Raw genomic sequence first — 20,910 nt, 5'->3', positions numbered from 1 at the left:
AGCGGCCCTGCAACTCGGCAAAATACCCGGCATGAATTCCCTACCCGCCTGCTGCACCCCACTTGACGCCCATTGGCCGTTGCCCGATGCCTTGCCCGGCACGGTCTTGCTGAGCACCCGTTTTGACCCGGCCCTGCTGGCCATCGGCGATTTCCAGCGCAGCGCCGTGCCGCCACCCGCGAGCATCCAGCGTTCGGTGGCCAAGCGGCAGGCGGAGTTCCTGGCCGGTCGCCTGTGCGCCCGCGCGGCCCTGCAACAGCTGGACGGGCTGGATTGCGTACCGGCGATCGGCGAGGACCGCGCGCCGGTCTGGCCCGCGCACATCAGCGGTTCGATCACCCACAGCACCGGCCATGCAGCGGCCATCGTCGCCCACAAGTCACAGTGGCGCGGGCTGGGGATGGACCTGGAGAACCTGCTGCCCCTGGAGCGGGCGGAACGCCTGGCCGGGGAAATTCTCACTCCGGATGAAATGCTGCGCATGGCCGCCGGGCCGCGGGAACAAGTTGCGCAACTGGTGACGCTGACGTTTTCGGCGAAAGAGAGCCTGTTCAAGGCGCTCTACCCGATCGTGCAGAAGCGCTTTTATTTTGAGCATGCCGAGTTGCTGGAGTGGTCGGATACCGGCCATGCGCGGCTGCGGTTGCTGACGGACCTGTCCGCAGAGTGGTGCCATGGCAAGGAACTGGAGGCGCAGTTTGCGGTGGATGGCGGGCAGTTGTTGAGCCTGGTGGCCGTCCAAGCCTAGACCTTCTCCTGATCCCGTGGCCAACTCAGGCTGAAACATGCGCCACCCAGATTGTTGCTCTTGCTGATCAACGCCCGGCCGCCGTGCCAATAGATGATCCGCCGCACAATGGATAACCCCAGGCCGTGCCCACCCGACGCGCGGGTCCGGCTGTCATCCAGGCGAAGGAACGGCGTGAAAATCCGCTCCCAGGCACTTTCCGGTACGCCCGGCCCGTCGTCTTCCACGTCGATGCGGCAACGCACCTGGCCCACCTGGTAACTGATCAGCACCTGCCCCTGGGCGTGGCGCATGGCGTTGCTCACCAGGTTTTGCAGGGCACGGTGCAGGTAACGCGGCTCGGCCTCCACCCATGCATCATCCCAATGCGCCGAGGACAGGCAGATGCCCCGCGCCACGTTGATTTCCGGGCGCAGCGGTGACAGTTCATCAATTACCTGATCCAGCAACGCATTGAGGTCGACCCGCTGGAAATTCAGTGCCGGCGCCCCCTGTTCCAGCCGCGCGTAGGTGAGCATTTCGTCCACCAGGCCATCGAGGTCCTGGATGTCGCTGTCCATGCCCTCCATATATTTGCGCCGCGCTTCAGGCGTGGCCGCGTCGCCGATCATCTCCAGGCCGAACCGCAGGCGCGCCACCGGGGTGCGCAGTTCGTGGGACACCGCCCGCACCAGTTCGCGCTGAATTGCCAACAGGCGTTGCAGGTGCTCGGCCATGCCATTGAACGCTGCCGCCAGGCGCCCCACCGAATCGGCGCCGCGGGCCGGCACCCGCACTTCCAGGCTGCCTTTGGCGATGCGCGTGGCGGCGGCTTCCAGGCCACTCAAGCGCCGCTCCAGCTGGCGCACCAATAAATAGACGATCAAGCCGATCAAGGTCAGGCTGATCAGCGCAATCAGGATCAGCCATTGCGCCGGGTACGGATTCATCTGATACAGCGGGCCGATTTCCAGGACCCACGGCGTGCCGACCATGCCGGCAAATACCCGGATCGAATCCCCACCCTTGCCCAGGGCCATCACGGTATCGCCTTCGGACACGCGGCGGCGCTGGTCTTCGTCCATATCGGCCTGATTGAGCATCACCAGGTGCATCTCGAAACCAAAGCCCTTGGCTTCCTTCAGGTCTGCGAGTTTCTGCGGTTGCTCCGCCACCGGGAAACGCACCAGCTCATCGGCCAGCAGGTAAATCGTCGCGCGGGCCAGTTGTTCGCTGATTTGCTGCACTTCACCGGTCAGCAACAGTTGCTCCTGGTCACTGACCAAGCGCAGCACCCTGGCCGCGTGAGGCCCGGTTTGCTCCACCAACACCTGGCCGCGTTGCAGACGGCTACGCTGGGTCAGGTCCAGGTGCGCCTCGGCCACGGTCTGCAATTGCAGCGGGATACCCAGCAAGCGCTCCCACACTGCCAGGGCGCGGCGGCGCTCGATGGCACTCATGGGTTGCAGGTTGTCGCCCATCAGCGCGAAGGTGCCGTGGGCCAGGCGCTCGCGGTACTGGCCGCTGCGCACTTCATTGAGCAGGTGCAAGGCCAGTACGCCGAGCAACGCCACCAGAATCAGCGCCGCGCACATGCCGCCGTAGATGCGCAGGAAGATTGAGTTCACGGCGTCAGGTCAGCCGCGGCTTCGGGGACGAACAGATAGCCTTTGCTGCGAATGGTCTTGATCAGGCGTGGGTGGATCGGATCGTCGCCGATTTTCGGGCGGATGCGCGAGATGCGCACGTCGATGGAGCGGTCCTGGCCGTCATAGCCAATGCCGCGCAAGGCGGTGAAGATTTCTTCCCGGGACAGGATCCGCCCGGCATTCGCCACCAGCAACCACAGCAGGTCGAATTCGGCGCTGGTCAGTTCGATGCCGCCCTCATGCAGCCAGGCTTCACGCAGGGCGTTGTCCACCACCAGCGGGCCGAATTGCAGGCGCCGCTGTTTTTCGGGGAGTGCCGGCTCGACGCTTTCGCTGCGCCGCAGCAGGGCCTGGATGCGTGCCAGCAACAGGCGTGGACGCACGGGTTTGCACACGTAATCGTCGGCACCCATGTCCAGGCCCAGCACCTGGTCCATGTCGTCGGTGCGCGCGGTCAGCATCAGGATCACCCCGTCGTAGCGCTCGCGCACCTTGCGGCAAATGCTCAGGCCGTCTTCACCGGGCAACATCAGGTCGAGGATCACCAGGTCCGGCTGCTCGGCGATGATCCGCGCCGCCGCGAGGGCGCCATTGCCTTCCACCGACACCCGCAAGCCGTTGCTCTCCAGGTAGTCACGGGTCAACTCGGCCAGTCGCTCGTCGTCCTCGACAATCAATACCTGCCAGGCTTCTTGCTCCATGCGTTACCTCGGTTCTAATTATTGTAGGGGCGGGTTTGCCCGAGAAAACTCGAGGGCGCCGCGTTTATTCAGGTTTCCAGCGTCATCGTTGACGTCCTTCGCGGGCAAGCCCGCTCCTACAGTTGTCATGTAGGCGAGGCATAAACTGTATGGATAACCGCCGATTGTAGCAACGGGCCGGCCCTCTGCCACAAGCGCGCAAATGCGTTCGGACATCGTGTTTTTTTGTGATAGGGTTCGCGCCCGCAAAAATCCAACCGGTTGTTTTTACCTCGGAATATTCGGTGACAAACGGCGCAATGCAGCAGTACTGCGGCCTACACGGCCATTCCACGTTTCATACACATTTTACCCACAGCGTTATCCACAGGTAGTCCGTTGCTAAGCCCCCCAAAACGCATTATCTTGTAGGTCGTCGCCAAAAAAACCCTACATGTAGGGTTTTCAGCGAAAAGACCAAACACAAATCAGACAAGAAACTCAAGCTCTTTCTTGCTCCTGTTTGGTGAACTTAAGCCTTTTTCAGAAGACCAAACCGCGCACGCGGATGGCAGCCGCTTTCTGCCCCGATCAGGCGAAAACGGTACGGGTGTTGCAGTACGAAACTGTCACCCACCAGGAATACGGTAAAGAGCCCCAAGGCTTGTAACCGAAGACTTCGGCATGGAAGCGGCGCGAACAGCTCCCTTCCTCCTGTCCCGAAGTTGTTATGCCAGGCCCCTGGCCTGTTGTAAGTGCTTCAGGACGGAACGGTGGGCACCGTGATGGTGCCCAAATAAATATAGAATGTGGAGACAACCCCCCATGCAAACCGACACAACTCGCGAGAACCCGCAGGGCTCCGTGCCGCAGGCCGCTGATTCGAACCTGGATCTGTCCGCCACCGCGCCCGGCCAATTGCGTGTGATCAAGCGTAACGGCACTGTCGTTCCTTACACCGATGACAAAATCACCGTCGCGATCACCAAAGCGTTTCTTGCAGTTGAAGGCGGCACCGCTGCTGCCTCGTCGCGCATCCACGACACCGTTGCCCGCCTGACCGAACAGGTCACCGCAACCTTCAAGCGTCGCATGCCATCGGGCGGCACCATTCACATCGAAGAAATCCAGGACCAGGTCGAACTGGCCCTGATGCGTGCCGGCGAGCAGAAAGTCGCCCGCGACTACGTGATCTACCGTGACTCGCGCGCCAAGGAACGTGCCGTACGTTCCCCGGCCGAAGAAGCTGCCGTACAAGCTCACCCGTCGATCCGCATCACCCTGGCCGACGGTACGTTTGCACCGCTGGACCTGGGCCGCCTGAACACCATCATCACCGAGGCCTGCGAAGGCCTGGAAGAAGTCGATGGCGACCTGATCCAGCGCGAAACCCTGAAGAACCTGTACGACGGCGTGGCCCTGACCGACGTCAACACCGCACTGGTGATGACCGCCCGTACCCTGGTCGAGCGTGAGCCGAACTACTCGTTCGTCACCGCGCGCCTGCTGATGGACACCCTGCGTGCCGAAGGCCTGGGCTTCCTGAAAGTCGCCGACAGCGCCACCCACCACGAGATGGCCGACCTGTACGCCAAGGCCCTGCCGGCCTACATCGCCAAGGGTATCGAATTCGAATTGCTGAACCCGATCCTGGCCACCTTCGACCTGGAAAAACTCGGCAAGGCGATCAACCACGAGCGCGACCAGCAGTTCACTTACCTGGGCCTGCAAACCCTGTACGACCGTTACTTCATCCACAAGGACGGGATCCGCTTCGAACTGCCGCAAGTGTTCTTCATGCGCGTGGCCATGGGCCTGGCGATCGAAGAGAAGCAGAAAGAAGACCGTGCCATCGAGTTCTACAACCTGTTGTCGTCCTTCGACTACATGTCGTCGACCCCGACCCTGTTCAACGCCGGTACCCTGCGTCCACAGCTGTCCAGCTGCTACCTGACCACCGTGCCGGATGACCTGTCGGGCATCTACCACGCGATCCACGACAACGCCATGCTGTCCAAATTCGCTGGCGGCCTGGGTAACGACTGGACCCCGGTGCGTGCGCTGGGTTCGTACATCAAGGGCACCAACGGCAAGTCCCAGGGCGTTGTACCGTTCCTCAAAGTAGTGAACGACACCGCCGTAGCCGTGAACCAGGGTGGCAAGCGCAAGGGCGCTGTATGTGCCTACCTGGAAACCTGGCACATGGACATCGAAGAGTTCATCGAGCTGCGCAAGAACACCGGTGATGACCGTCGTCGTACCCACGACATGAACACCGCCAACTGGATCCCTGACCTGTTCATGAAGCGCGTCTTCGATGACGGCAAGTGGACCCTGTTCTCGCCATCCGAAGTACCGGACCTGCACGACCTGACCGGCAAGGCTTTCGAAGAGCGCTACGAGTACTACGAAGCCCTCACCGAATACCCGGGCAAGGTCAAGCTGTTCAAGACCATCCAGGCCAAAGACCTGTGGCGCAAAATGCTCTCCATGCTGTTTGAAACCGGCCACCCATGGCTGACCTTCAAAGACCCGTGCAACCTGCGCAGCCCGCAGCAGCACGTGGGCGTGGTCCACAGCTCGAACCTGTGCACCGAGATCACCTTGAACACCAACAAGGACGAGATCGCCGTTTGCAACCTGGGCTCGATCAACCTGCCGAACCACATCGTCAACGGCAAGCTGGACACCGCCAAGCTGGAACGCACCGTGAACACCGCCGTTCGCATGCTCGATAACGTTATCGACATCAACTATTACTCGGTACCCCAGGCGCAGAACTCCAACTTCAAGCACCGTCCGGTCGGCCTGGGCATCATGGGCTTCCAGGACGCGCTGTACCTGCAGCACATTCCTTACGGTTCGGACGCTGCAGTCGAGTTCGCCGACAAGTCCATGGAAGCGGTCAGCTACTACGCGATCCAGGCTTCCTGCGACCTGGCCGACGAGCGTGGCGCCTACGAGACGTTCCAGGGTTCGCTGTGGTCCAAAGGCATCCTGCCGCTGGATTCGCAACAGATCCTGATCGAGCAACGTGGCCAGAAGTACATCGACGTTGACCTGAACGAATCCCTGGACTGGGCGCCGGTACGTGCCCGTGTGCAGAAAGGCATTCGTAACTCCAACATCATGGCCATCGCACCGACCGCCACCATCGCCAACATCACTGGCGTATCGCAGTCGATCGAACCGACCTACCAGAACCTGTATGTGAAATCGAACCTGTCGGGCGAATTCACCGTGATCAACCCGTACCTGGTTCGCGACCTGAAAGCCCGCGGCCTGTGGGACTCGGTCATGATCAACGACCTGAAGTACTACGACGGTTCGGTGCAGCAGATCGAGCGCATCCCGCAAGAACTCAAAGAGCTCTACGCGACTGCCTTCGAAGTGGACACCAAGTGGATCGTCGACGCCGCCAGCCGTCGCCAGAAGTGGATCGACCAGGCTCAGTCGCTGAACCTGTACATCGCCGGCGCATCGGGCAAGAAGCTCGACGTGACCTACCGCATGGCCTGGTACCGTGGCCTGAAAACCACTTACTACCTCCGTGCCCTGGCTGCCACCAGCACCGAGAAGTCGACCATCAACACCGGCAAGCTGAACGCTGTTTCCAGCGGCGGCAACCACGGTGATGATTCGGTTCTCGCCGCACCTGCCGGCCCGGCGCCAGTGCCTAAAGCCTGCGCGATCGACGAGCCGGATTGCGAAGCTTGCCAATAAGCTGAGCACACCCTGGGTCTAACCACCCAAGGTTGAAAAACCCCCGATAGGCCTACGGCGTATCGGGGGTTTCTTTTGCCTGGAACAACACCGTCGCGATTCGCGCAGGTATTTCACCTCCTTGAAAACATCGGTGGGCTTCTGGCCGACGTGCATCATGGCGATTTTTATCGCTGAAACAGTGATGCAGTTGCCGCCAGGGCCCTGACTGAATCCGCTCCAGATATCGCCCGGCTGGCCTTGTACCGTTCCGACAGTCGTGTATCCGCCTGTGACGCCCCCACCTATAGGCGTTATCTGAACGTCCAAAAAAAAGCCCCTCACGCGAGGGGCTTTTCGGTAAAGCGAGTTAAAGCGACAACATCAGGTCATCTGAATGATGGTCTGCATGATGGTGCTTTGGGTGGAGATGGTCTTGGCGTTCGCCTGATAGTTGCTCTGGGCCTTGATCAGGTCCACCAGCTCGTTGGTCAGGTTGACGTTGGAGTTCTCCAGGGAGTTGGCCACGATCGAACCCAGGGTACCGACTTGCGGGGTATCAAAACCCGGCTGGCCCGACGCGAAGGTTTCTTTCCAGGTGGTGCCGCCGGCTGGCTGCAGGCCCTGCTCGTTGTTGAAGCTGGCCAGGGAGATCTGGCCGATGGCCTTGCTCTGCTGGTTGCTGAACGTGGCGAACAGTACGCCGCTGCCGTCGATTTTCAGCCCGGTGATTTGCCCGGTGGCGTAGCCATCGGTGGTCGGCGGGTTGCGGTAGGTGGCGGAGTTGTACTGGGTGATGTTCCCCATGTTGACGGCCACGCCGTCTGCGTTGGCGGCCGCACCGTTAGGCGTCCAGACACCATTGACCAGGCCGCCCGGCTTCCAGTCGGAAATGGTCAGGGTGGTATTGGAAGCGGTGGCTGGCGGGGTAACGATCCCGGTCAGCTTGCCGGAGGTGTCAAACGACAGCGTCGAGGCGACTGGCGCCTTCACGTCAGTACCGGTGCCGCTGATCGGCGAGCCGTCAGGGTTGCGCCCATCGATCAGGGTGTAGGACTTCCAGGTGTTGGAGTCGGTCTTCACCAAGTACTGCACCATCGGATGCGCGTTGCCCTGCGTATCGTAGAGCGTGGTGGAATATTGAGTGGTGAAGCTGTCCGATTTGGTCGGATCAAACGGGTGCGCCGTCTGGTCGATCGCCGTCTCGGAGGAGTTCAGGTTACTGGTGGAATCCACCTTGCTCGAAGCCTTCGGCGGCAGGTACGACAGGTTGAGCTGCAGGTCGGTCAAGCCGCCCTTCTGGATGTTGCCATCTGCATCCGCTGCGTAGCCTTGCAGCCGCGAGGTGCCGGTGTTGTTGGTGATGTAGCCGTCCTTGTCGGCCCGGAACGCACCGTTGCGGGTGTATTCCAGCGAACCGTCGCTGCCCTTCTGCACGAAGAAGCCGCCGCCCTGGATCGCCATGTCGAGCGTGCCGCCGCTGTTGTTGACGTCACCCTGGGTGAACTGCTGGGACACGGCCGCCAGGTTCACGCCATTGCCGATGCTGTTCTGGCCGGTACCCAGCTTGGAAGCCGCGTAGATATCCGCGAATTCCGCACGGGACGACTTGAAGCCGGTGGTCGCGACGTTGGCGATGTTGTTACCCGTCACGTCCAGTTGTTTGTTGGCCGCATAGAGGCCGCTAAGGCCGATGTTAAAAGACATTGTTCTCTCCTTTTGCCGTATTTAGCCGGCTCTATGTACCGATAGTCTGAATTTGCGACAGCTTGATACTGCCCAGGCCGCCCGCCAGGTTCAGCACCATTTCAGCGCCGTTCGTGCCCAGGGTTACGCTGGTCACCGTTGCCGGCAGCGAGGTGGCGAGGGCCACCGAGTCACCCTTGTCATTCTTGGTGGTGGCATTGAAGGTGTAGGTGCCGGGTGGCGCCGTCTCACCCGCATCGGTCTTGCCGTCCCAGACGAAGCTGGAGTTGCCGGCGCTCTGGGCGCCCATGTCGATGGTGCGAACGACGTTGCCATCCTTGTCGGTGATCTTGACGGAGACGTTGCCCGTCGCCGCCGTCACCGCCACGGAACCGGTCATGCTCTTGCTGGTATCCACCATCGCCTTGTCGGTCTGGGTGATGACCGAACGCCCCACCAGCGACGAAGCCTGCAGCGCCTGGGAGGAGCTGAAGTTGCTGGAAATCGCATTCACCGAGTCATTCAGGTTATTGATGCCTTCCAGACTGCTGAACTGCGCCAACTGTGCGACGAACGCGCCATTGTCCTGGGGCGACAGCGGGTCCTGGTTTTTCAGCTGGGTCACCAGCAATTGCAGGAACGCGTCCTTGCCCATCGCCTGGTTGCCCGTCGCCGACTTGGCGGCGTCACCGACGCTGGTGTTATCTGTCGCCGTCTTGACCTTGGAGTTAAAAAGGTCCTGGACTGCCGTGTTCGTCGAACTGTTATCAACAATGGCCATTATTTGGCGCCCCTTATCACTGACCCAGGGTCAGGACCTTCTGCATCATGGTTTTGGCGGTATTCATCATTTCCGCGTTGGTCTGGAACGAGCGGCTGGCGGAAATCATGTCGGCCATTTCCTCGACCACGTTGACGTTGGGGTAGTACACGTACCCTTTTTCGTTCGCGGCAGGGTGGTTCGGCTCGTAGCGGGCTTCGAGGTTGCTCTGGTCTTCGACCACACCGAGCACCTGCACGCCCTGGCCTGCGGCATCCTGGTTCTGGAACAGCGAATCGCCGCTGCCACTCTGGCCGCCCTGGCCGCCCTGGAACATGGTGGCGAACACCGGGTGCCGGGCGCGGTAGGTCTGGTCGATGCTCGAAGACACGGTCTCGGCGTTGGCGATGTTACTGGCGACGGTGTTGAGGCGCGTGGTCTGCGCACTCATGCCACTACCGGCAATATTGAAAACACTGGCGAGGGACATGGCTTATTCTCCACGCAGGGCTGACATCAGCCCTTTGAATTTGCTGTTGAGCAGGGTGAAGCTGGCCTGGAAGTTCACTGAGTTCTCGGCGTAGGCCGATTGCTCCAACTGGGCGTCCACGGTGTTCTGGTCGATCGACGGTTGCATCGGCGTGCGATACAGCAGCGACTCGTCACCATTGCCCAGGCCTTGCGCCTCGATATGACGGCTGTTGGTCATGTTCAGGGCGAAGGTGCCGTTCTTGGTCTTGTCTTGCTGGGCGGCGAGCACGGCAGAGAAGTCCAGGTCCCGAGCCTTGTAGTTCGGGGTGTCGGCGTTGGCGATGTTGTTGGCCAGGACTTCGGCACGCTGGGCGCGAAAGCCCAGTGCTTGTTCGTGGATACCGAGCGCTTTATCGAAGCTGATGCTCATGGCGGAAACCTTTAGGGGCTGACCTGCTTTTCGTAACAAGGATTTAGCAAGGGCCATGCCAAGTTGCTTGAGCCCCGTAAATCAAGGGTTTTCGAGGGAATTGCCGGCGGCAATGCCAGAAAAGCGGCAAAGGGTTTCCGCGAAACGCCAGTAAAGCGGCAATGAGGGCTTGCCGCTTTGCGGCCATAAAAAAAGGGAGGCCTGTGCAGGCCTCCCTTTTTGTCCAAGCACTCATCACTTGGCCTGGTAAATGATTCCAGGACTGCACTGCACCATCTGGTAATGATCCGGCAAACCGTTCAGCGCCTCGGAAGCCCCCAGGAACAGATAACCGCCACGCTTGAGGGTGCCGTGGATGCGCAACAGAATGTCTTTCTTCACCTCGGCCGAGAAGTAGATCAGCACGTTGCGGCAAAACACCATGTCGAACTTGCCCAGGCTGGCATAACTGTCCAGCAGGTTGAACGAACGAAACTCCACCCGGCTCTTGATCGGCGCCTTGACCGCCCAACGCCCTGCTCCCTTGGGATCGAAGAAACGCTGCAAGCGCTCCTGGGACAACCCGCGCCCCAGCGCCAGGCTGTCGTACTCGCCGGTCTTGCAGTTGGTGAGCATGGTGCCGGACAAATCCGTGGCCACGATTTGCGCCCCGGCCTTCAACTGGCCCATGTTGGTCCGCTCGAACTCATCGATGGCCATCGAAATCGAATACGGTTCCTGTCCCGACGAACAGGCGGCCGACCAGATGCGCAGGCGCTGGCCGGGAGCGGCCTTGATCGCCTCGGGCAGCACCTTGTTCTTGAGCACTTCAAACGGATAGGTATCGCGAAACCACAAGGTTTCGTTGGTGGTCATGGCGTCGACCACCATCTCCTTGAGCCCGCTGCGTGGCTGGCCCTGGATCCGTTGCACCAACTCCCCGAGGGACTTGATGCCTTGCTGCTCCATCAGTTTGTTGAGACGGCTGGATACCAGGTACTGCTTGTTTTCACCGAGCAATATGCCACAGGCCTTTTCCAGGAAGACCCGGAACTGTTCGAAATCCAAATTACCCGTAGACAATGATACCGCCTCTTAAATCGTGTGACCGCCAGGGAAAAGGCCCCTAGCCGTGATCTGCTGCCTTGATCCGGTCGACTACCCGGGATGCCAGGTCATCAGGGCGGAATTTGGCCAGGAAGTCATCGGCACCGACCTTCTTGACCATCGCCTGATTGAATACACCCGACAACGAAGTATGCAGGATGATATGTAGTTTTTGCATGCGTGGGTCGTTGCGTATCTCGGCCGTGAGGGTGTAGCCGTCCATTTCCGGCATCTCGATGTCGGAGATCATCATCAGGAATTCTTCTTCCGGCTTCTTGCCCTCATCCACCAGCTTGCGCAGGTAATCCAGGGCCTGGCGACCGTCATTGAGCGCGACCACTTCGACCCCAACGGTCTGCAGGCAACGGGACACCTGCTTGCGCGCGACCGAAGAGTCGTCCACCGTCAGCACCCGCAGCGAGATCGCCTTGTGCGCGGTTTCGGCGTCTACCACGCCCACCGATATCGCCTCGGAGGTCGGGGCCACTTCGGCGAGGATTTTCTCCACGTCGATGATTTCCACCAACTGGTTGTCGACCCGCGTCACCGCCGTGAGGTAGTGATCGCGACCGGTGCCCTTGGGCGGCGGATGGATCTCTTCCCAGTTCATGTTGACGATGCGCTCCACCGAGCGCACCAGGAAACCCTGGGTCTTGGTGTTGTACTCGGTAATGATCACGAATGGGCTCTCGCGGTCCTGCAACCCCGCCGAACCGGTGGCCATTGCCAGGTCAAGAATCGGGATGGTCGCGCCACGAATGTTGGCCACACCGCAAACCACCGGGCTGGACTTGGGCATTATTGTCAGCTTGGGACACTGCAGCACTTCGCGAACCTTGAAGACATTAATCCCGTACAGCTGCTTGCCGTCCAGACGGAACAACAGCAACTCCAGGCGATTCTGCCCCACCAGCTGTGTGCGCTGGTTCACTGAATCCATTACACCGGCCATGCCCAGACTCCTACGCTAAAACTTAGGGGTACGACGCGTACCCAACACTAAACGGCACGAGCTTTGCTTTTTTATTGGCCATGGACATCAAAACGACAGTTTCCCGACGCCTCCGATCCCCACAGTACCGCAGATTGCTCTGCGTCTCGATGGCGTTGCTTGCCTTGGCTACGGGCCAGCCGGCCCGCGCCGATAACGTCACCTTGCCTGATCTGCTTATCGGCGTCACTCAAGGCTTTCTTGAGTTCACTGTAGAAGATTATCTGGCCACGACGCAGACACCGGGCCGCTACGAAATCCAGGTCAACCAGCTCGATCCGCGCCTGCGCATGCCCATGTGCGACAGAGAATTGACAGCCTCCCTGGAAAGCCCCGCCCAGCCCATCGGGCGCGTGACCGTGAAAGTGCGCTGCGAAGGCGCCTCGCCCTGGACGGTGTTCGTGCCCGCCCAGGTCAAACTGTTTCGCGAAGTGGTGGTGGTGACGCGCCCGCTGAAACGTACCGGAATCATTGGTTATGATGACGTCGCGATGCGCGAGCGCGACATCAGCATGATCACCCAGAGCTACCTCACGTCCCTTGACCAGGCACTCGGGCAGAAACTTACCCGACCAATGGTCGCCGACCAGGTGATTACCCTGGTCCATCTCGAGCAGGCCGAAGTCGTGCGCAAAGGTGACCAGGTGGTGATTTCCGCCAGCAGCGGTGGCCTGAATGTAAAAATGCCGGGGGAAGCCCTGTCCAACGGCGGCATGAGTGAACAGATTCGCGTCAAGAACCTGAATTCCAACCGCGTGATCAAGGCCCGGGTGACTGCGCCGGGGCAGGTTGAGGTGGCTTTATAGATCACTGGCATCGGACGCCAGCTTTTCCTACACTGTGCGCAAAGCGGCATCGCGCATAGGTTTATTGTCAATCGAGCCTAAAGTTTGTCCGGGTATGGCCGAAAACATGGCAAGCGTCCAAATACCCAGAGGTTTTTTTAACATGGTCATCGATTTCAGTCGTTTGAATAACGCCCTGCCAACGCCCGGTTCTTCGCGCACCAACGGTGCCAAAGACAGCGTTGAAGCCAAGTCCCAGCCTCTGCCTGCCAAGACAGAACAGGCCGGTGCGAGCCAAAGCGGGGAATCGGTACACCTGAGCAATGAGGCTCAACAGTTGCAGAAGGTCACTGACTCGCTGAGCGATCAGCCAGTTGTCAATAAAGCCCGTGTGGCCGAATTGAAACAGGCGATTGCCGATGGCAGCTATAAGGTCGACAGCAACCGTGTAGCCAGCAAACTGCTTAACTTCGAAGCCGAGCGCTAGGCAAAGGCCTGCGCCAGGCTTTTGGACGCTTAAACCCCAAGGCCAGCCATGCACGACGAAAACTTGCTACAACTGATCATTGAAGACCTGCCTCCCGCACAGCAGCTGCTGGAGCTCCTTCGAGAAGAATCACTGGCCCTGTACGGCCGGGACATGCGCATGCTGGAAGAAATCCTGGCGCGCAAGCAATCGCTGATCGTCCTGCTGGAACAGCACGGCAAGAAGCGCAGCCAGATTCTGATCAGCCTGGGCCTCACGGCCGACCACAAGGGCCTGGAACAACTCGCCAGCCACTCCACGGTGGGCGACCAGTTGCTGGCCCAGAGCAAAGAACTCAACCAGTTGCTGACCCTGTGCCAGGAAACCAACCTCCTCAACGGCCAGGCCATCCAGCTTCAGCAAGCCACGACCGCCAATCAGTTGCGTATCCTCCACGGCGGCGAGCCTCCGGCTCTCTACAACGCTCAAGGCTCCACCTCACGCCTGGCCAAGCCAAGCACCCGCAGCCAAGCCTGAAACCAGTTTGAGCGCGCCCTATCCAAGTCGCGCCACATACTGGCAAAATGACAGCACTTGCGTGTAGTCGTATTTTGTCTGGAGATGGAAGAACCGTGTTCAACGCCCTTAACGCGGAAGATGCTCCGCAGCCACCCAAGGTACTCACCACGCCGCTGGAAATCGCTGGCACCTTGCGGATGCTGCAAGAAAGCCATGATCCGCTGATCATCACCTTCCATGAACGCAACCAGCGGTTTCAAAGCTACCTGGTGGAAATCGACCGGGACAGCAAGACACTGGCCCTGGACGAAATGGTCCCGCGCGACGGCGAACGCTACCTCGAGAATGGCGAAGCTTTCCGGATCGAAGGTTTTCACGAGGGGGTGCGGGTAGCCTGGGAAAGCAACGGCACCCTGACCCTCGATGAAGCCGGCGGCCACCGTATTTACCGCGGCAGCATGCCTGGCGAGGTGATTTACCATCAGCGTCGCAACGCCTTCCGCGCGGCGCTGAAGCTGGCGCAACTGGTGAGCGTCGAACTGGGCGGCGACAAACTCAAGGCCCCCATCAGCGGCAAGTTGCTGGATATTTCCGCCACCGGCTGCAAATTGCGCTTCGAAGGGGATATTTCCGAGCGCCTGCAACTGGGCCAGGTCTACGACCGATTTATCGCCGCGCTACCCTTTGGCAGCATGACCACCTCGGTAGAACTGCGTTACCTGCACTTCGAAGAAAGGATCAACACCACCTTCGCCGGCCTACGTTTTCATAACATGAGCGGGCTGGTGCAGCGCCAGGTCGAGCGGTTTGTGTATCAACTGCAGCGTGAAGCGCGCCGGTTTGACAAGGACGACGACCTTTAAACAATAAAGGTCGCGACAAAAAAACGGGCAGTCCCTCAAGGGGGCTGCCCGTTTTTGCTTTCAGGGGCGCGCCCTGCTCAAGTCGTGGGGGTGATCATCCGGGTCCGGATGCTCTGGTGGCTCGGTGACAGGCTCCGGCTGATCCAGCTCGGGATCGACTACTGGCTCGGGATCCACAACGGCGGTCTGCATCTGGTCCTGCACCACCTGTTCGTCCACTCGCGGATCGAGGCACGCTACCAGGGGCGAGCTGGACATGCTGTCGGGCATCGCCACGTGATGCAGCGGTGCGTCGTCCACCTGATGCAGGTTGGTGACCGCCTTGGGCCGGATGCGCCACACCAGGATCAATGCGCACACGCTGAAAAACGCATACAGCATATGGCTGCCGAACAGCTTCATCACCACACCGGCCAACAGCGGGCCGACACTGGCGCCGATGCCGTAGGTCACCAGCAACATCGCAGTGAGCGACACCCGGCGATCACCCTCGACGTGGTCGTTGGAAAACGCCACAGCCAGCGGGTACAGGCAGAACTGCACCAGGGAACAGAGAAAGCCCGCGACGAACAGCACTTCCAGTGGTACCTGGGTCATGATCGCCAACGGCAACGCGGCCACCGCCAGGCACAAGGCGAAACAGCGAATCAACAGCGCGCGGTCATATCGATCGGAAAGCCAGCCCAACGGCCACTGCACCAGCAGCCCGGCGAAAATGCAGCTACCCATGAACAGGCCGACCTGCTCGGTGGTCAGCCCTTGCTGAGACGCGTACAGCGGCGCCAAACCGTAGAACGAGCCGACGATCAGCCCGGCCCCCAACACCGTACTGAGGGACTGCGGCACCCGCTTGATAAAGAAGCGCGGCTCCATCGGCGCCGGATGCAGCGGCGCCGGGTGAATGCGGCGAGTCATGGCCACCGGCACCAGGCACAGCGCAAAACACAGCGCGACCAGCATCAGCAACTCAAGCCCCAACTGCGGGTGCATCACAAGGATCAACTGGCCCAGCACCAGGCCCAGGTACGAGGCGATCATATAGCCGCTGAACACCGCACCGCGTTGCTTGGCTTCAGCTTGTTCGTTAAGCCAGCTCTCGATGACCATGTACTGGCACATCATGCCCAGGCCGACAATCATCCGCAGCACAATCCAGGCTGGCAGCCAGTTGATCAGCCCGTGGCCCAACACCGCCGCGCCGACGATCCCGGCACAGGTGGCGTAGGCCCGGATATGCCCGACGCGGCCAATCAGGCGGTGACCTATCTTGCCCCCCAACACCAGGCCAAAATAGTTGGCGGCCATCAACGCACCGACCCACAGGCTGTCGACGTGATCTGCCGCCAGGCGCAAGGCCAGGTAAGTACTGAGCAGGCCAGAGCCGATCAGCATCATCAGGGAAGCAAAATAAAGGGCTCGAAAAGGTTTCCAGATCTGGCGCATCGGCGTTCCGAGCGGCTCCTTGCTGTGGGTGTCAGGACTACCGGAATGATAGTCCCGCGTCGTCGGGTCCGGACAGCCAAAACATGCGGTTGCCGGGGAATATTTTGCTCATGCCAATTGGCTACGTGTCAGACGCTCGCCAGTCACCCGCGAGGTACAGGATGCAGACGAATACTTGCGCCGCCCCGCTCTTGCCTCCCGTGTGAACCTCAAACGCGGGCAAGGTTCGGTTGGTGTTTGAAAAGACTGCCGCACTCAAACGCCCGGCCACAAAAAAGCCCCGCCAGATAAATCTGATCGGGGCTTGCGGACGTCGAGGCCGCATGGGCAGCAACGGTGAAGTGGTGTCCCAGGGCCGGTTCGAACGGCCAACCTTCCCCTTAGGAGGGGGATGCTCTATCCAATTGAGCTACTGGGACTAATGACAGCCAACCGGCGATGGGCACGGCGACGGACGGCGTGCATGTTAACGGCGCAGGTGAATTTTGTCATGTCGTCCGTTGGCTTTTTGAGTGTAGGCCCATGCCAGTGACAGCCGGTGGTATTCCGCTCAACGATTACGGACGGTTCGGACCATCGTGCAAAATGCACTCCCCCAAAATGCCATCATTGCAAATTGCAACAGCATGACAATCTGAACACTATATAAATGTTTGATTTTAAAGGATTTATTGTCAATTAAAGACTGGCACGACACCTGCAATCCTTTATCCTACAAATACAGTCCGGCCCAGCCATCTGCGGAGAACATGCACATGAACAGCGCACTTCTACTAGCCCTCAATACCGTTGCACTGGCTGCGCTGGTGATGTTCCATTTTCAGTCCACCACTTCCGACGACGCCGCGCAGGTCAGCCAGGCGATTCCCCACCACCTGCAGCAGCGTCCGCAACTGGCTGTCATGAAGCCGAACATGCAATCCCCACTGCAACTGACCCAGGGCACTCAAGCTGCTCCTGCCACTGAACACTGGGTTTTCTGAACCGCTTACCGGAGCATTCCATGAACAAGTCCGCCTGGCTGTTTCTGACCCTGGCACTGGCCGCCGCCGGCCTCGGCCTGAACGTATTGTCGCAAGACGTACAGACAGTCTCCTTCGTCGCCGCCGGCGTGTTTGGCAGCCTGTGGGTCTTGGCAGTCTTCATTGGTCGCCGCATCAAATTCGATCCCGTACTGCGCTGAATCCCCCCGCTCGTCGCCCTCGCTAAAATCGCTGCCACGCCTCGGCTCGTCCGTCCGGACAGCCGACCATATGTCGCTCCGCATTCGTAAATTGGCAATTTGCCACTAATCTTAAAGTTAAGGGCAAAAGGCCATATTGCTATAGGATGTGCGCCCGAAAAGCCTTTTGCGCCCAGGGTCTGCGGGCTCAACACTCATTTGGGTGCGTCCGCGGAAAGTTTTCCAACCAGTCCGCAAATTTTGAAATGAGTACTGGCATAAAGCCGGTAGCCGGTTCAATATTTGTCACAGAATTGACGCCAAGGAACTGGCAAATCTGAGGCATGATGCGGCCTCTTTGCAATTCAGGTTGAACATTTGGCAGCAAACCTTGTCCTAACATGCATCTTGCGGCCAATTCCAAAAACCGCTCCCCTGAACTAACCGGTTAAATATATGCGCCCATTGAAACAGGCAATTTATTCCAGCCGTACGGCTGACAAGTTCGTCGTACGTCTGCCAGACGGAATGCGGGAACGCATTGCCGAGGTGGCTCGCAATCATCACCGCAGCATGAACTCTGAAATCATCGCACGCCTGGAACAAAGCCTGATTCAGGAAGGTGCGCTGGGCGACGAGCTGAGCATGCGCCTGGACAGCCCCGAGCTGTCACTGCACGAACGCGAACTGCTGCAGCGTTTTCGTCAGCTCTCCCACCGCCAGCAAAATGCTCTCGTCTCGCTGATCGCCCACGACGTTGAGGCAGCTGCAGAAGCCAACTGATTGGCAACTGAAAGCTGAAAGCCAGCCATGCGCTGGCTTTTTTTTTGCCCGGGATTTGGTCAGGAAAGGATCAAGGGGCAAATGCCCCCGATCCATGGAAGGGATCAAAGCAGGAAGATGGTTGCCAGGCCCAGGAAGATGAAGAAGCCGCCACTGTCGGTCATGGCCGTGATCATCACACTGGCGCCCATCGCCGGGTCTCGTCCAAGGCGCACCAGGGTCATTGGAATCAGAACCCCCATCAACGCTGCCAGCAGCAGGTTAAGCGTCATGGCCGCCGTCATGACCACGCCGAGCGACCAGCTGCCATACAGCAGGTACGCCACGATACCGATGACACCGCCCCACACCAGGCCGTTGATCAGCGCGACCGCAAGCTCCTTGCGCATCAAACGCTTGCCATGCCCGGTCCCCACCTGATCCAGCGCCATGGCGCGGACGATCATGGTGATGGTCTGGTTACCCGAGTTACCGCCAATACCCGCCACAATCGGCATCAGCGCAGCCAGGGCCACGAGCTTCTCGATGGAGCCTTCAAACAGGCCGATCACCCGTGAAGCAATAAACGCGGTAATCAAATTCACCGCCAGCCAGGCCCAGCGGTTACGCAGGGACTTCCAGACCGACGCAAAAATATCCTCTTCTTCCCGCAGACCGGCCATGTTGAGGACTTCGCTTTCGCTCTCCTCACGAATCAGGTCGACCATTTCATCGATGGTCAGACGGCCGATCAGCTTGCCGTTCTTGTCGACCACCGGGGCCGAGATCAAGTCATAACGCTCAAACGCCTGGGCCGCGTCGTAAGCGTCTTCGTCAGGATGGAAACTCACCGGGTCACTGGCCATGACGTCCGCGACTTTCTTGTCCGGATCATTGACCAGCAGGCGCTTGATCGGCAGTACGCCCTTGAGGATCCCTTCGTAGTCGACCACGAACAGCTTGTCGGTGTGGCCTGGCAGCTCTTTCAACCGGCGCAGGTAGCGCAGAACCACTTCCAGGCTGACGTCTTCGCGGATGGTGACCATCTCGAAGTCCATCAACGCACCGACCTGCTCCTCGTCGTAGGACAACGCCGAGCGCACACGCTCGCGCTGCTGGCCATCGAGGGTTTCCATCAGCTCATGGACGACGTCACGCGGCAGCTCGGAAGCCAGGTCAGCGAGTTCGTCGGCATCCATGTCCTTGGCGGCCGCCAGGAGCTCGTGATCGTCCATGTCGGCGATCAGGGTTTCACGGACCGAGTCGGATACTTCGAGGAGGATGTCGCCGTCGCGGTCAGCCTTGACCAACTGCCAAAGGGTCAGGCGGTCATTCAGCGGCAAGGCTTCGAGGATGTAGGCAACGTCGGCGGAGTGCAGGTCATCGAGCTTGCGTTGCAACTCGACAAGGTTTTGCCGGTGGACCAGGTTCTCGACCCGGTCGTTGTTCGCGCCTTCCTGGCGATGCGTCAGGTCTTCGACCACGCGCTGGCGCTGCAGCAGCTCGACGACTTGAGCCAGGCGATCCTGCAGGCTTTCTTGTGTTTTCTTTACTTCAACTTCGGTCATAGGCGAACTCCACTCCCAGCAGCGGGGCACGCCGGAAGGATCAATCAGTCAATTCATGATTGGTAAAACGGGGTACTGAGTAACTACTGGGTAAGTCCATGGAGGTGTTCCACAAGCCCCGGCGGGGCTGACGGGCGCAATGATACACCGGGCGGCCGCGTTTAACGTCAAAAAACTGGAAAGAACAAGCGCTTGCGACACAAAGCTGAGCATTGGCCACACATATGAACTGCGACGACGCAGCTTGAAAGGAAAACACATGGGCGGGAGAAAAAGGCGCCCCGGGAAATAAAAACCCCAGACGGCAAAAAGCCCGCACTAGGCGGGCTTTTTGTTGTTTGGTGCACTCGACAGGATTCGAACCTGTGACCGCTCGGTTCGTAGCCGAGTACTCTATCCAGCTGAGCTACGAGTGCAGATTGTGTTTTTAGACCAGATCACAACTGGTTGAAGCCAAGCTACCTGCATTGCTGCAACTAACTCTTAAATGGTGCACTCGACAGGATTCGAACCTGTGACCGCTCGGTTCGTAGCCGAGTACTCTATCCAGCTGAGCTACGAGTGCATTTGTTGCCGCGCATTATAGGCCGTTCAATCTCTATGTAAAGCTATTTTTTCGTTTAGCTTCAACAACTTAGCGAAAAAACCAGATTGCAACGTACTAAGCAAATAATGGCGGAGAACGGGGGATTCGAACCCCCGACACCCTTTTGAGGTGTACTCCCTTAGCAGGGGAGCGCCTTCGGCCACTCGGCCAGCTCTCCGCAACACGGGGCGTATATTAACCAGCTTCATCCCCGTTTGCAAACATAAAAAACGATAAAAATTAATGGCTTGGTTCTTCGTCCTTCTCTTTCTTGATCCGCAGGTAGATTTCCTCGCGGTGGACAGCCACCTCTTTCGGAGCGTTAACCCCGATACGCACTTGATTGCCTTTGACGCCGAGCACGGTCACGGTGATTTCGCCATCACCAATAATCAGGCTTTCTGCGCATCGACGAGTCAGAATCAGCATACCTTTCTCCTCACGCATTTCATTTCGGGAACAACAGTCTGCAAAAAAAAGGCATTCGACCTACAACCAAATGGCCATAGCCCTACACGCCTAAGTATTGTCGAGCGCAGGTAAAAGAACAGGTCTTCATCACGCGTCCGGCAAA

Annotated in this window: 20 protein-coding genes and 4 tRNA genes; 9 read left to right on the top strand and 15 right to left on the bottom strand. The window is 59.3% G+C overall.

Translation table 11 applies throughout. The features are described from left to right. Positions 1 to 31: 31 nt before the first annotated feature. Positions 32 to 748: a 4'-phosphopantetheinyl transferase gene (locus tag HYE77_RS12560; protein WP_008435301.1), complete on the top strand. Its 717-nt coding sequence runs from the start codon at positions 32 to 34 to the stop codon at positions 746 to 748. Here HYE77_RS12560 and HYE77_RS12555 read toward each other — a convergent pair. Together HYE77_RS12555 and HYE77_RS12550 are read right to left on the bottom strand one after the other, a co-directional pair. Further along, positions 745 to 2,355, bottom strand: coding sequence for an ATP-binding protein (locus HYE77_RS12555; protein WP_003214234.1), 1,611 nt, complete (start codon positions 2,353 to 2,355; stop codon positions 745 to 747). The two genes, HYE77_RS12560 and HYE77_RS12555, sit on opposite strands and share 4 nt — an antisense overlap. Further along, positions 2,352 to 3,077: a response regulator gene (locus tag HYE77_RS12550; protein WP_008435295.1), complete on the bottom strand. Its 726-nt coding sequence runs from the start codon at positions 3,075 to 3,077 to the stop codon at positions 2,352 to 2,354. The genes HYE77_RS12555 and HYE77_RS12550 overlap by 4 nt, the downstream gene beginning before the upstream one ends. Positions 3,078 to 3,881: 804 nt before the next feature. On the opposite strand from HYE77_RS12550, the gene HYE77_RS12545 reads away from it, so the two are divergent. After that, the gene (locus tag HYE77_RS12545; protein ID WP_008435294.1) at positions 3,882 to 6,779 is read left to right on the top strand and encodes a ribonucleoside-diphosphate reductase subunit alpha; all 2,898 of its coding nucleotides are present in this window, start codon (positions 3,882 to 3,884) and stop codon (positions 6,777 to 6,779) included. A 363-nt stretch (positions 6,780 to 7,142) separates the two neighbouring features. Here the strand turns inward: HYE77_RS12545 and flgE are convergent, their stop codons facing one another. From flgE to HYE77_RS12515, 6 genes are all read right to left on the bottom strand, one after another. Then, positions 7,143 to 8,465, bottom strand: coding sequence for a flagellar hook protein FlgE (flgE, locus tag HYE77_RS12540; protein ID WP_003214240.1), 1,323 nt, complete (start codon positions 8,463 to 8,465; stop codon positions 7,143 to 7,145). A gap of 31 nt (positions 8,466 to 8,496) precedes the next feature. Continuing rightward, complete coding sequence (gene flgD, locus HYE77_RS12535) at positions 8,497 to 9,225, bottom strand: flagellar hook assembly protein FlgD (RefSeq protein ID WP_003214242.1); 729 nt, start codon at positions 9,223 to 9,225, stop codon at positions 8,497 to 8,499. Positions 9,226 to 9,241: 16 nt separating this feature from the next. Then, the gene (gene flgC / locus HYE77_RS12530; protein WP_003214244.1) at positions 9,242 to 9,694 is read right to left on the bottom strand and encodes a flagellar basal body rod protein FlgC; all 453 of its coding nucleotides are present in this window, start codon (positions 9,692 to 9,694) and stop codon (positions 9,242 to 9,244) included. A gap of 3 nt (positions 9,695 to 9,697) precedes the next feature. Beyond that, positions 9,698 to 10,105 carry a flagellar basal body rod protein FlgB gene (gene flgB / locus HYE77_RS12525; RefSeq protein ID WP_003214246.1) on the bottom strand — a complete coding sequence of 136 codons (408 nt, stop codon included), beginning with the start codon at positions 10,103 to 10,105 and terminating at the stop codon, positions 9,698 to 9,700. A gap of 234 nt (positions 10,106 to 10,339) precedes the next feature. Continuing rightward, a complete protein-coding gene (gene cheR / locus HYE77_RS12520; protein WP_003214248.1) occupies positions 10,340 to 11,167 on the bottom strand; it encodes a protein-glutamate O-methyltransferase CheR in 828 nt (275 codons plus the stop codon). Between the two features lie 43 nt (positions 11,168 to 11,210). Beyond that, positions 11,211 to 12,143, bottom strand: coding sequence for a chemotaxis protein CheV (locus HYE77_RS12515; protein WP_003214250.1), 933 nt, complete (start codon positions 12,141 to 12,143; stop codon positions 11,211 to 11,213). Between the two features lie 80 nt (positions 12,144 to 12,223). On the opposite strand from HYE77_RS12515, the gene flgA reads away from it, so the two are divergent. From flgA to HYE77_RS12495, 4 genes are all read left to right on the top strand, one after another. Then, positions 12,224 to 12,988 carry a flagellar basal body P-ring formation chaperone FlgA gene (flgA, locus tag HYE77_RS12510; RefSeq protein WP_032899382.1) on the top strand — a complete coding sequence of 255 codons (765 nt, stop codon included), beginning with the start codon at positions 12,224 to 12,226 and terminating at the stop codon, positions 12,986 to 12,988. A gap of 142 nt (positions 12,989 to 13,130) precedes the next feature. Beyond that, positions 13,131 to 13,454 carry a flagellar biosynthesis anti-sigma factor FlgM gene (gene flgM / locus HYE77_RS12505; RefSeq protein WP_003214254.1) on the top strand — a complete coding sequence of 108 codons (324 nt, stop codon included), beginning with the start codon at positions 13,131 to 13,133 and terminating at the stop codon, positions 13,452 to 13,454. Positions 13,455 to 13,502: 48 nt separating this feature from the next. Beyond that, positions 13,503 to 13,970 (top strand): flagellar protein FlgN, encoded by a 468-nt coding sequence (gene flgN / locus HYE77_RS12500; RefSeq protein WP_003214256.1) that lies wholly within the window; start codon positions 13,503 to 13,505, stop codon positions 13,968 to 13,970. A 95-nt stretch (positions 13,971 to 14,065) separates the two neighbouring features. Further along, on the top strand, positions 14,066 to 14,815 hold the full coding sequence (locus HYE77_RS12495) for a flagellar brake protein (RefSeq protein ID WP_087694479.1): 750 nt from the start codon (positions 14,066 to 14,068) through the stop codon (positions 14,813 to 14,815). 60 nt (positions 14,816 to 14,875) lie between these two features. Here the strand turns inward: HYE77_RS12495 and HYE77_RS12490 are convergent, their stop codons facing one another. Next, positions 14,876 to 16,258, bottom strand: a complete 1,383-nt coding sequence (locus HYE77_RS12490; RefSeq protein WP_102369716.1) for an MFS transporter — start codon at positions 16,256 to 16,258, stop codon at positions 14,876 to 14,878. A 342-nt stretch (positions 16,259 to 16,600) separates the two neighbouring features. Continuing rightward, positions 16,601 to 16,677 (bottom strand) — tRNA-Arg (locus HYE77_RS12485). Between the two features lie 336 nt (positions 16,678 to 17,013). On the opposite strand from HYE77_RS12485, the gene HYE77_RS12480 reads away from it, so the two are divergent. The 3 genes from HYE77_RS12480 (at position 17,014) to HYE77_RS12470 (ending at position 18,203) form a co-directional block, all read left to right on the top strand. Then, positions 17,014 to 17,241 carry a hypothetical protein gene (locus HYE77_RS12480; RefSeq protein WP_003214261.1) on the top strand — a complete coding sequence of 76 codons (228 nt, stop codon included), beginning with the start codon at positions 17,014 to 17,016 and terminating at the stop codon, positions 17,239 to 17,241. A gap of 20 nt (positions 17,242 to 17,261) precedes the next feature. Further along, positions 17,262 to 17,441, top strand: a complete 180-nt coding sequence (locus HYE77_RS12475; protein ID WP_003214263.1) for a PA3371 family protein — start codon at positions 17,262 to 17,264, stop codon at positions 17,439 to 17,441. Between the two features lie 435 nt (positions 17,442 to 17,876). Beyond that, positions 17,877 to 18,203: an Arc family DNA-binding protein gene (locus tag HYE77_RS12470; protein ID WP_003175643.1), complete on the top strand. Its 327-nt coding sequence runs from the start codon at positions 17,877 to 17,879 to the stop codon at positions 18,201 to 18,203. A 104-nt stretch (positions 18,204 to 18,307) separates the two neighbouring features. On the opposite strand, the gene mgtE is transcribed toward HYE77_RS12470, so the two are convergent. The 5 genes from mgtE to csrA all read right to left on the bottom strand — a co-directional run bounded on the left by mgtE (position 18,308) and on the right by csrA (position 20,765). Continuing rightward, on the bottom strand, positions 18,308 to 19,750 hold the full coding sequence (mgtE, locus tag HYE77_RS12465) for a magnesium transporter (RefSeq protein WP_003214265.1): 1,443 nt from the start codon (positions 19,748 to 19,750) through the stop codon (positions 18,308 to 18,310). 339 nt (positions 19,751 to 20,089) lie between these two features. After that, positions 20,090 to 20,166, bottom strand: a tRNA-Arg gene (locus HYE77_RS12460). A 72-nt stretch (positions 20,167 to 20,238) separates the two neighbouring features. After that, positions 20,239 to 20,315: transfer RNA gene (locus tag HYE77_RS12455), tRNA-Arg, on the bottom strand. Positions 20,316 to 20,423: 108 nt separating this feature from the next. Further along, positions 20,424 to 20,514, bottom strand: a tRNA-Ser gene (locus HYE77_RS12450). Positions 20,515 to 20,576: 62 nt separating this feature from the next. Continuing rightward, positions 20,577 to 20,765, bottom strand: a complete 189-nt coding sequence (gene csrA, locus HYE77_RS12445; RefSeq protein ID WP_002554426.1) for a carbon storage regulator CsrA — start codon at positions 20,763 to 20,765, stop codon at positions 20,577 to 20,579. Positions 20,766 to 20,910 lie beyond the last annotated feature (145 nt).

This window comes from Pseudomonas sp. IPO3774, assembly GCF_013386835.1.
In the GTDB taxonomy this organism is placed as follows: Bacteria; Pseudomonadota; Gammaproteobacteria; order Pseudomonadales; family Pseudomonadaceae; genus Aquipseudomonas.
The sequence above is the reverse complement of the archived record's forward strand: the minus strand, read 5'-3'. Positions and strand labels throughout refer to the sequence as shown.

Bases quoted from the DNA above. Each gene is read 5' to 3' on its own strand.
- mgtE (WP_003214265.1), bottom strand. From the start codon at position 19,750: ATGACCGAAGTTGAAGTAAAGAAAACACAAGAAAGCCTGCAGGATCGC.
- HYE77_RS12560 (WP_008435301.1), top strand. From the start codon at position 32: ATGAATTCCCTACCCGCCTGCTGCACCCCACTTGACGCCCATTGGCCG.
- flgD (WP_003214242.1), bottom strand. From the start codon at position 9,225: ATGGCCATTGTTGATAACAGTTCGACGAACACGGCAGTCCAGGACCTT.
- flgN (WP_003214256.1), top strand. From the start codon at position 13,503: ATGCACGACGAAAACTTGCTACAACTGATCATTGAAGACCTGCCTCCC.
- HYE77_RS12490 (WP_102369716.1), bottom strand. From the start codon at position 16,258: ATGCGCCAGATCTGGAAACCTTTTCGAGCCCTTTATTTTGCTTCCCTG.
- flgM (WP_003214254.1), top strand. From the start codon at position 13,131: ATGGTCATCGATTTCAGTCGTTTGAATAACGCCCTGCCAACGCCCGGT.
- flgC (WP_003214244.1), bottom strand. From the start codon at position 9,694: ATGTCCCTCGCCAGTGTTTTCAATATTGCCGGTAGTGGCATGAGTGCG.
- HYE77_RS12470 (WP_003175643.1), top strand. From the start codon at position 17,877: ATGCGCCCATTGAAACAGGCAATTTATTCCAGCCGTACGGCTGACAAG.
- flgE (WP_003214240.1), bottom strand. From the start codon at position 8,465: ATGTCTTTTAACATCGGCCTTAGCGGCCTCTATGCGGCCAACAAACAA.
- HYE77_RS12550 (WP_008435295.1), bottom strand. From the start codon at position 3,077: ATGGAGCAAGAAGCCTGGCAGGTATTGATTGTCGAGGACGACGAGCGA.
- csrA (WP_002554426.1), bottom strand. From the start codon at position 20,765: ATGCTGATTCTGACTCGTCGATGCGCAGAAAGCCTGATTATTGGTGAT.
- HYE77_RS12480 (WP_003214261.1), top strand. From the start codon at position 17,014: ATGAACAGCGCACTTCTACTAGCCCTCAATACCGTTGCACTGGCTGCG.
- flgB (WP_003214246.1), bottom strand. From the start codon at position 10,105: ATGAGCATCAGCTTCGATAAAGCGCTCGGTATCCACGAACAAGCACTG.
- HYE77_RS12545 (WP_008435294.1), top strand. From the start codon at position 3,882: ATGCAAACCGACACAACTCGCGAGAACCCGCAGGGCTCCGTGCCGCAG.
- HYE77_RS12515 (WP_003214250.1), bottom strand. From the start codon at position 12,143: ATGGCCGGTGTAATGGATTCAGTGAACCAGCGCACACAGCTGGTGGGG.
- HYE77_RS12475 (WP_003214263.1), top strand. From the start codon at position 17,262: ATGAACAAGTCCGCCTGGCTGTTTCTGACCCTGGCACTGGCCGCCGCC.
- flgA (WP_032899382.1), top strand. From the start codon at position 12,224: ATGGACATCAAAACGACAGTTTCCCGACGCCTCCGATCCCCACAGTAC.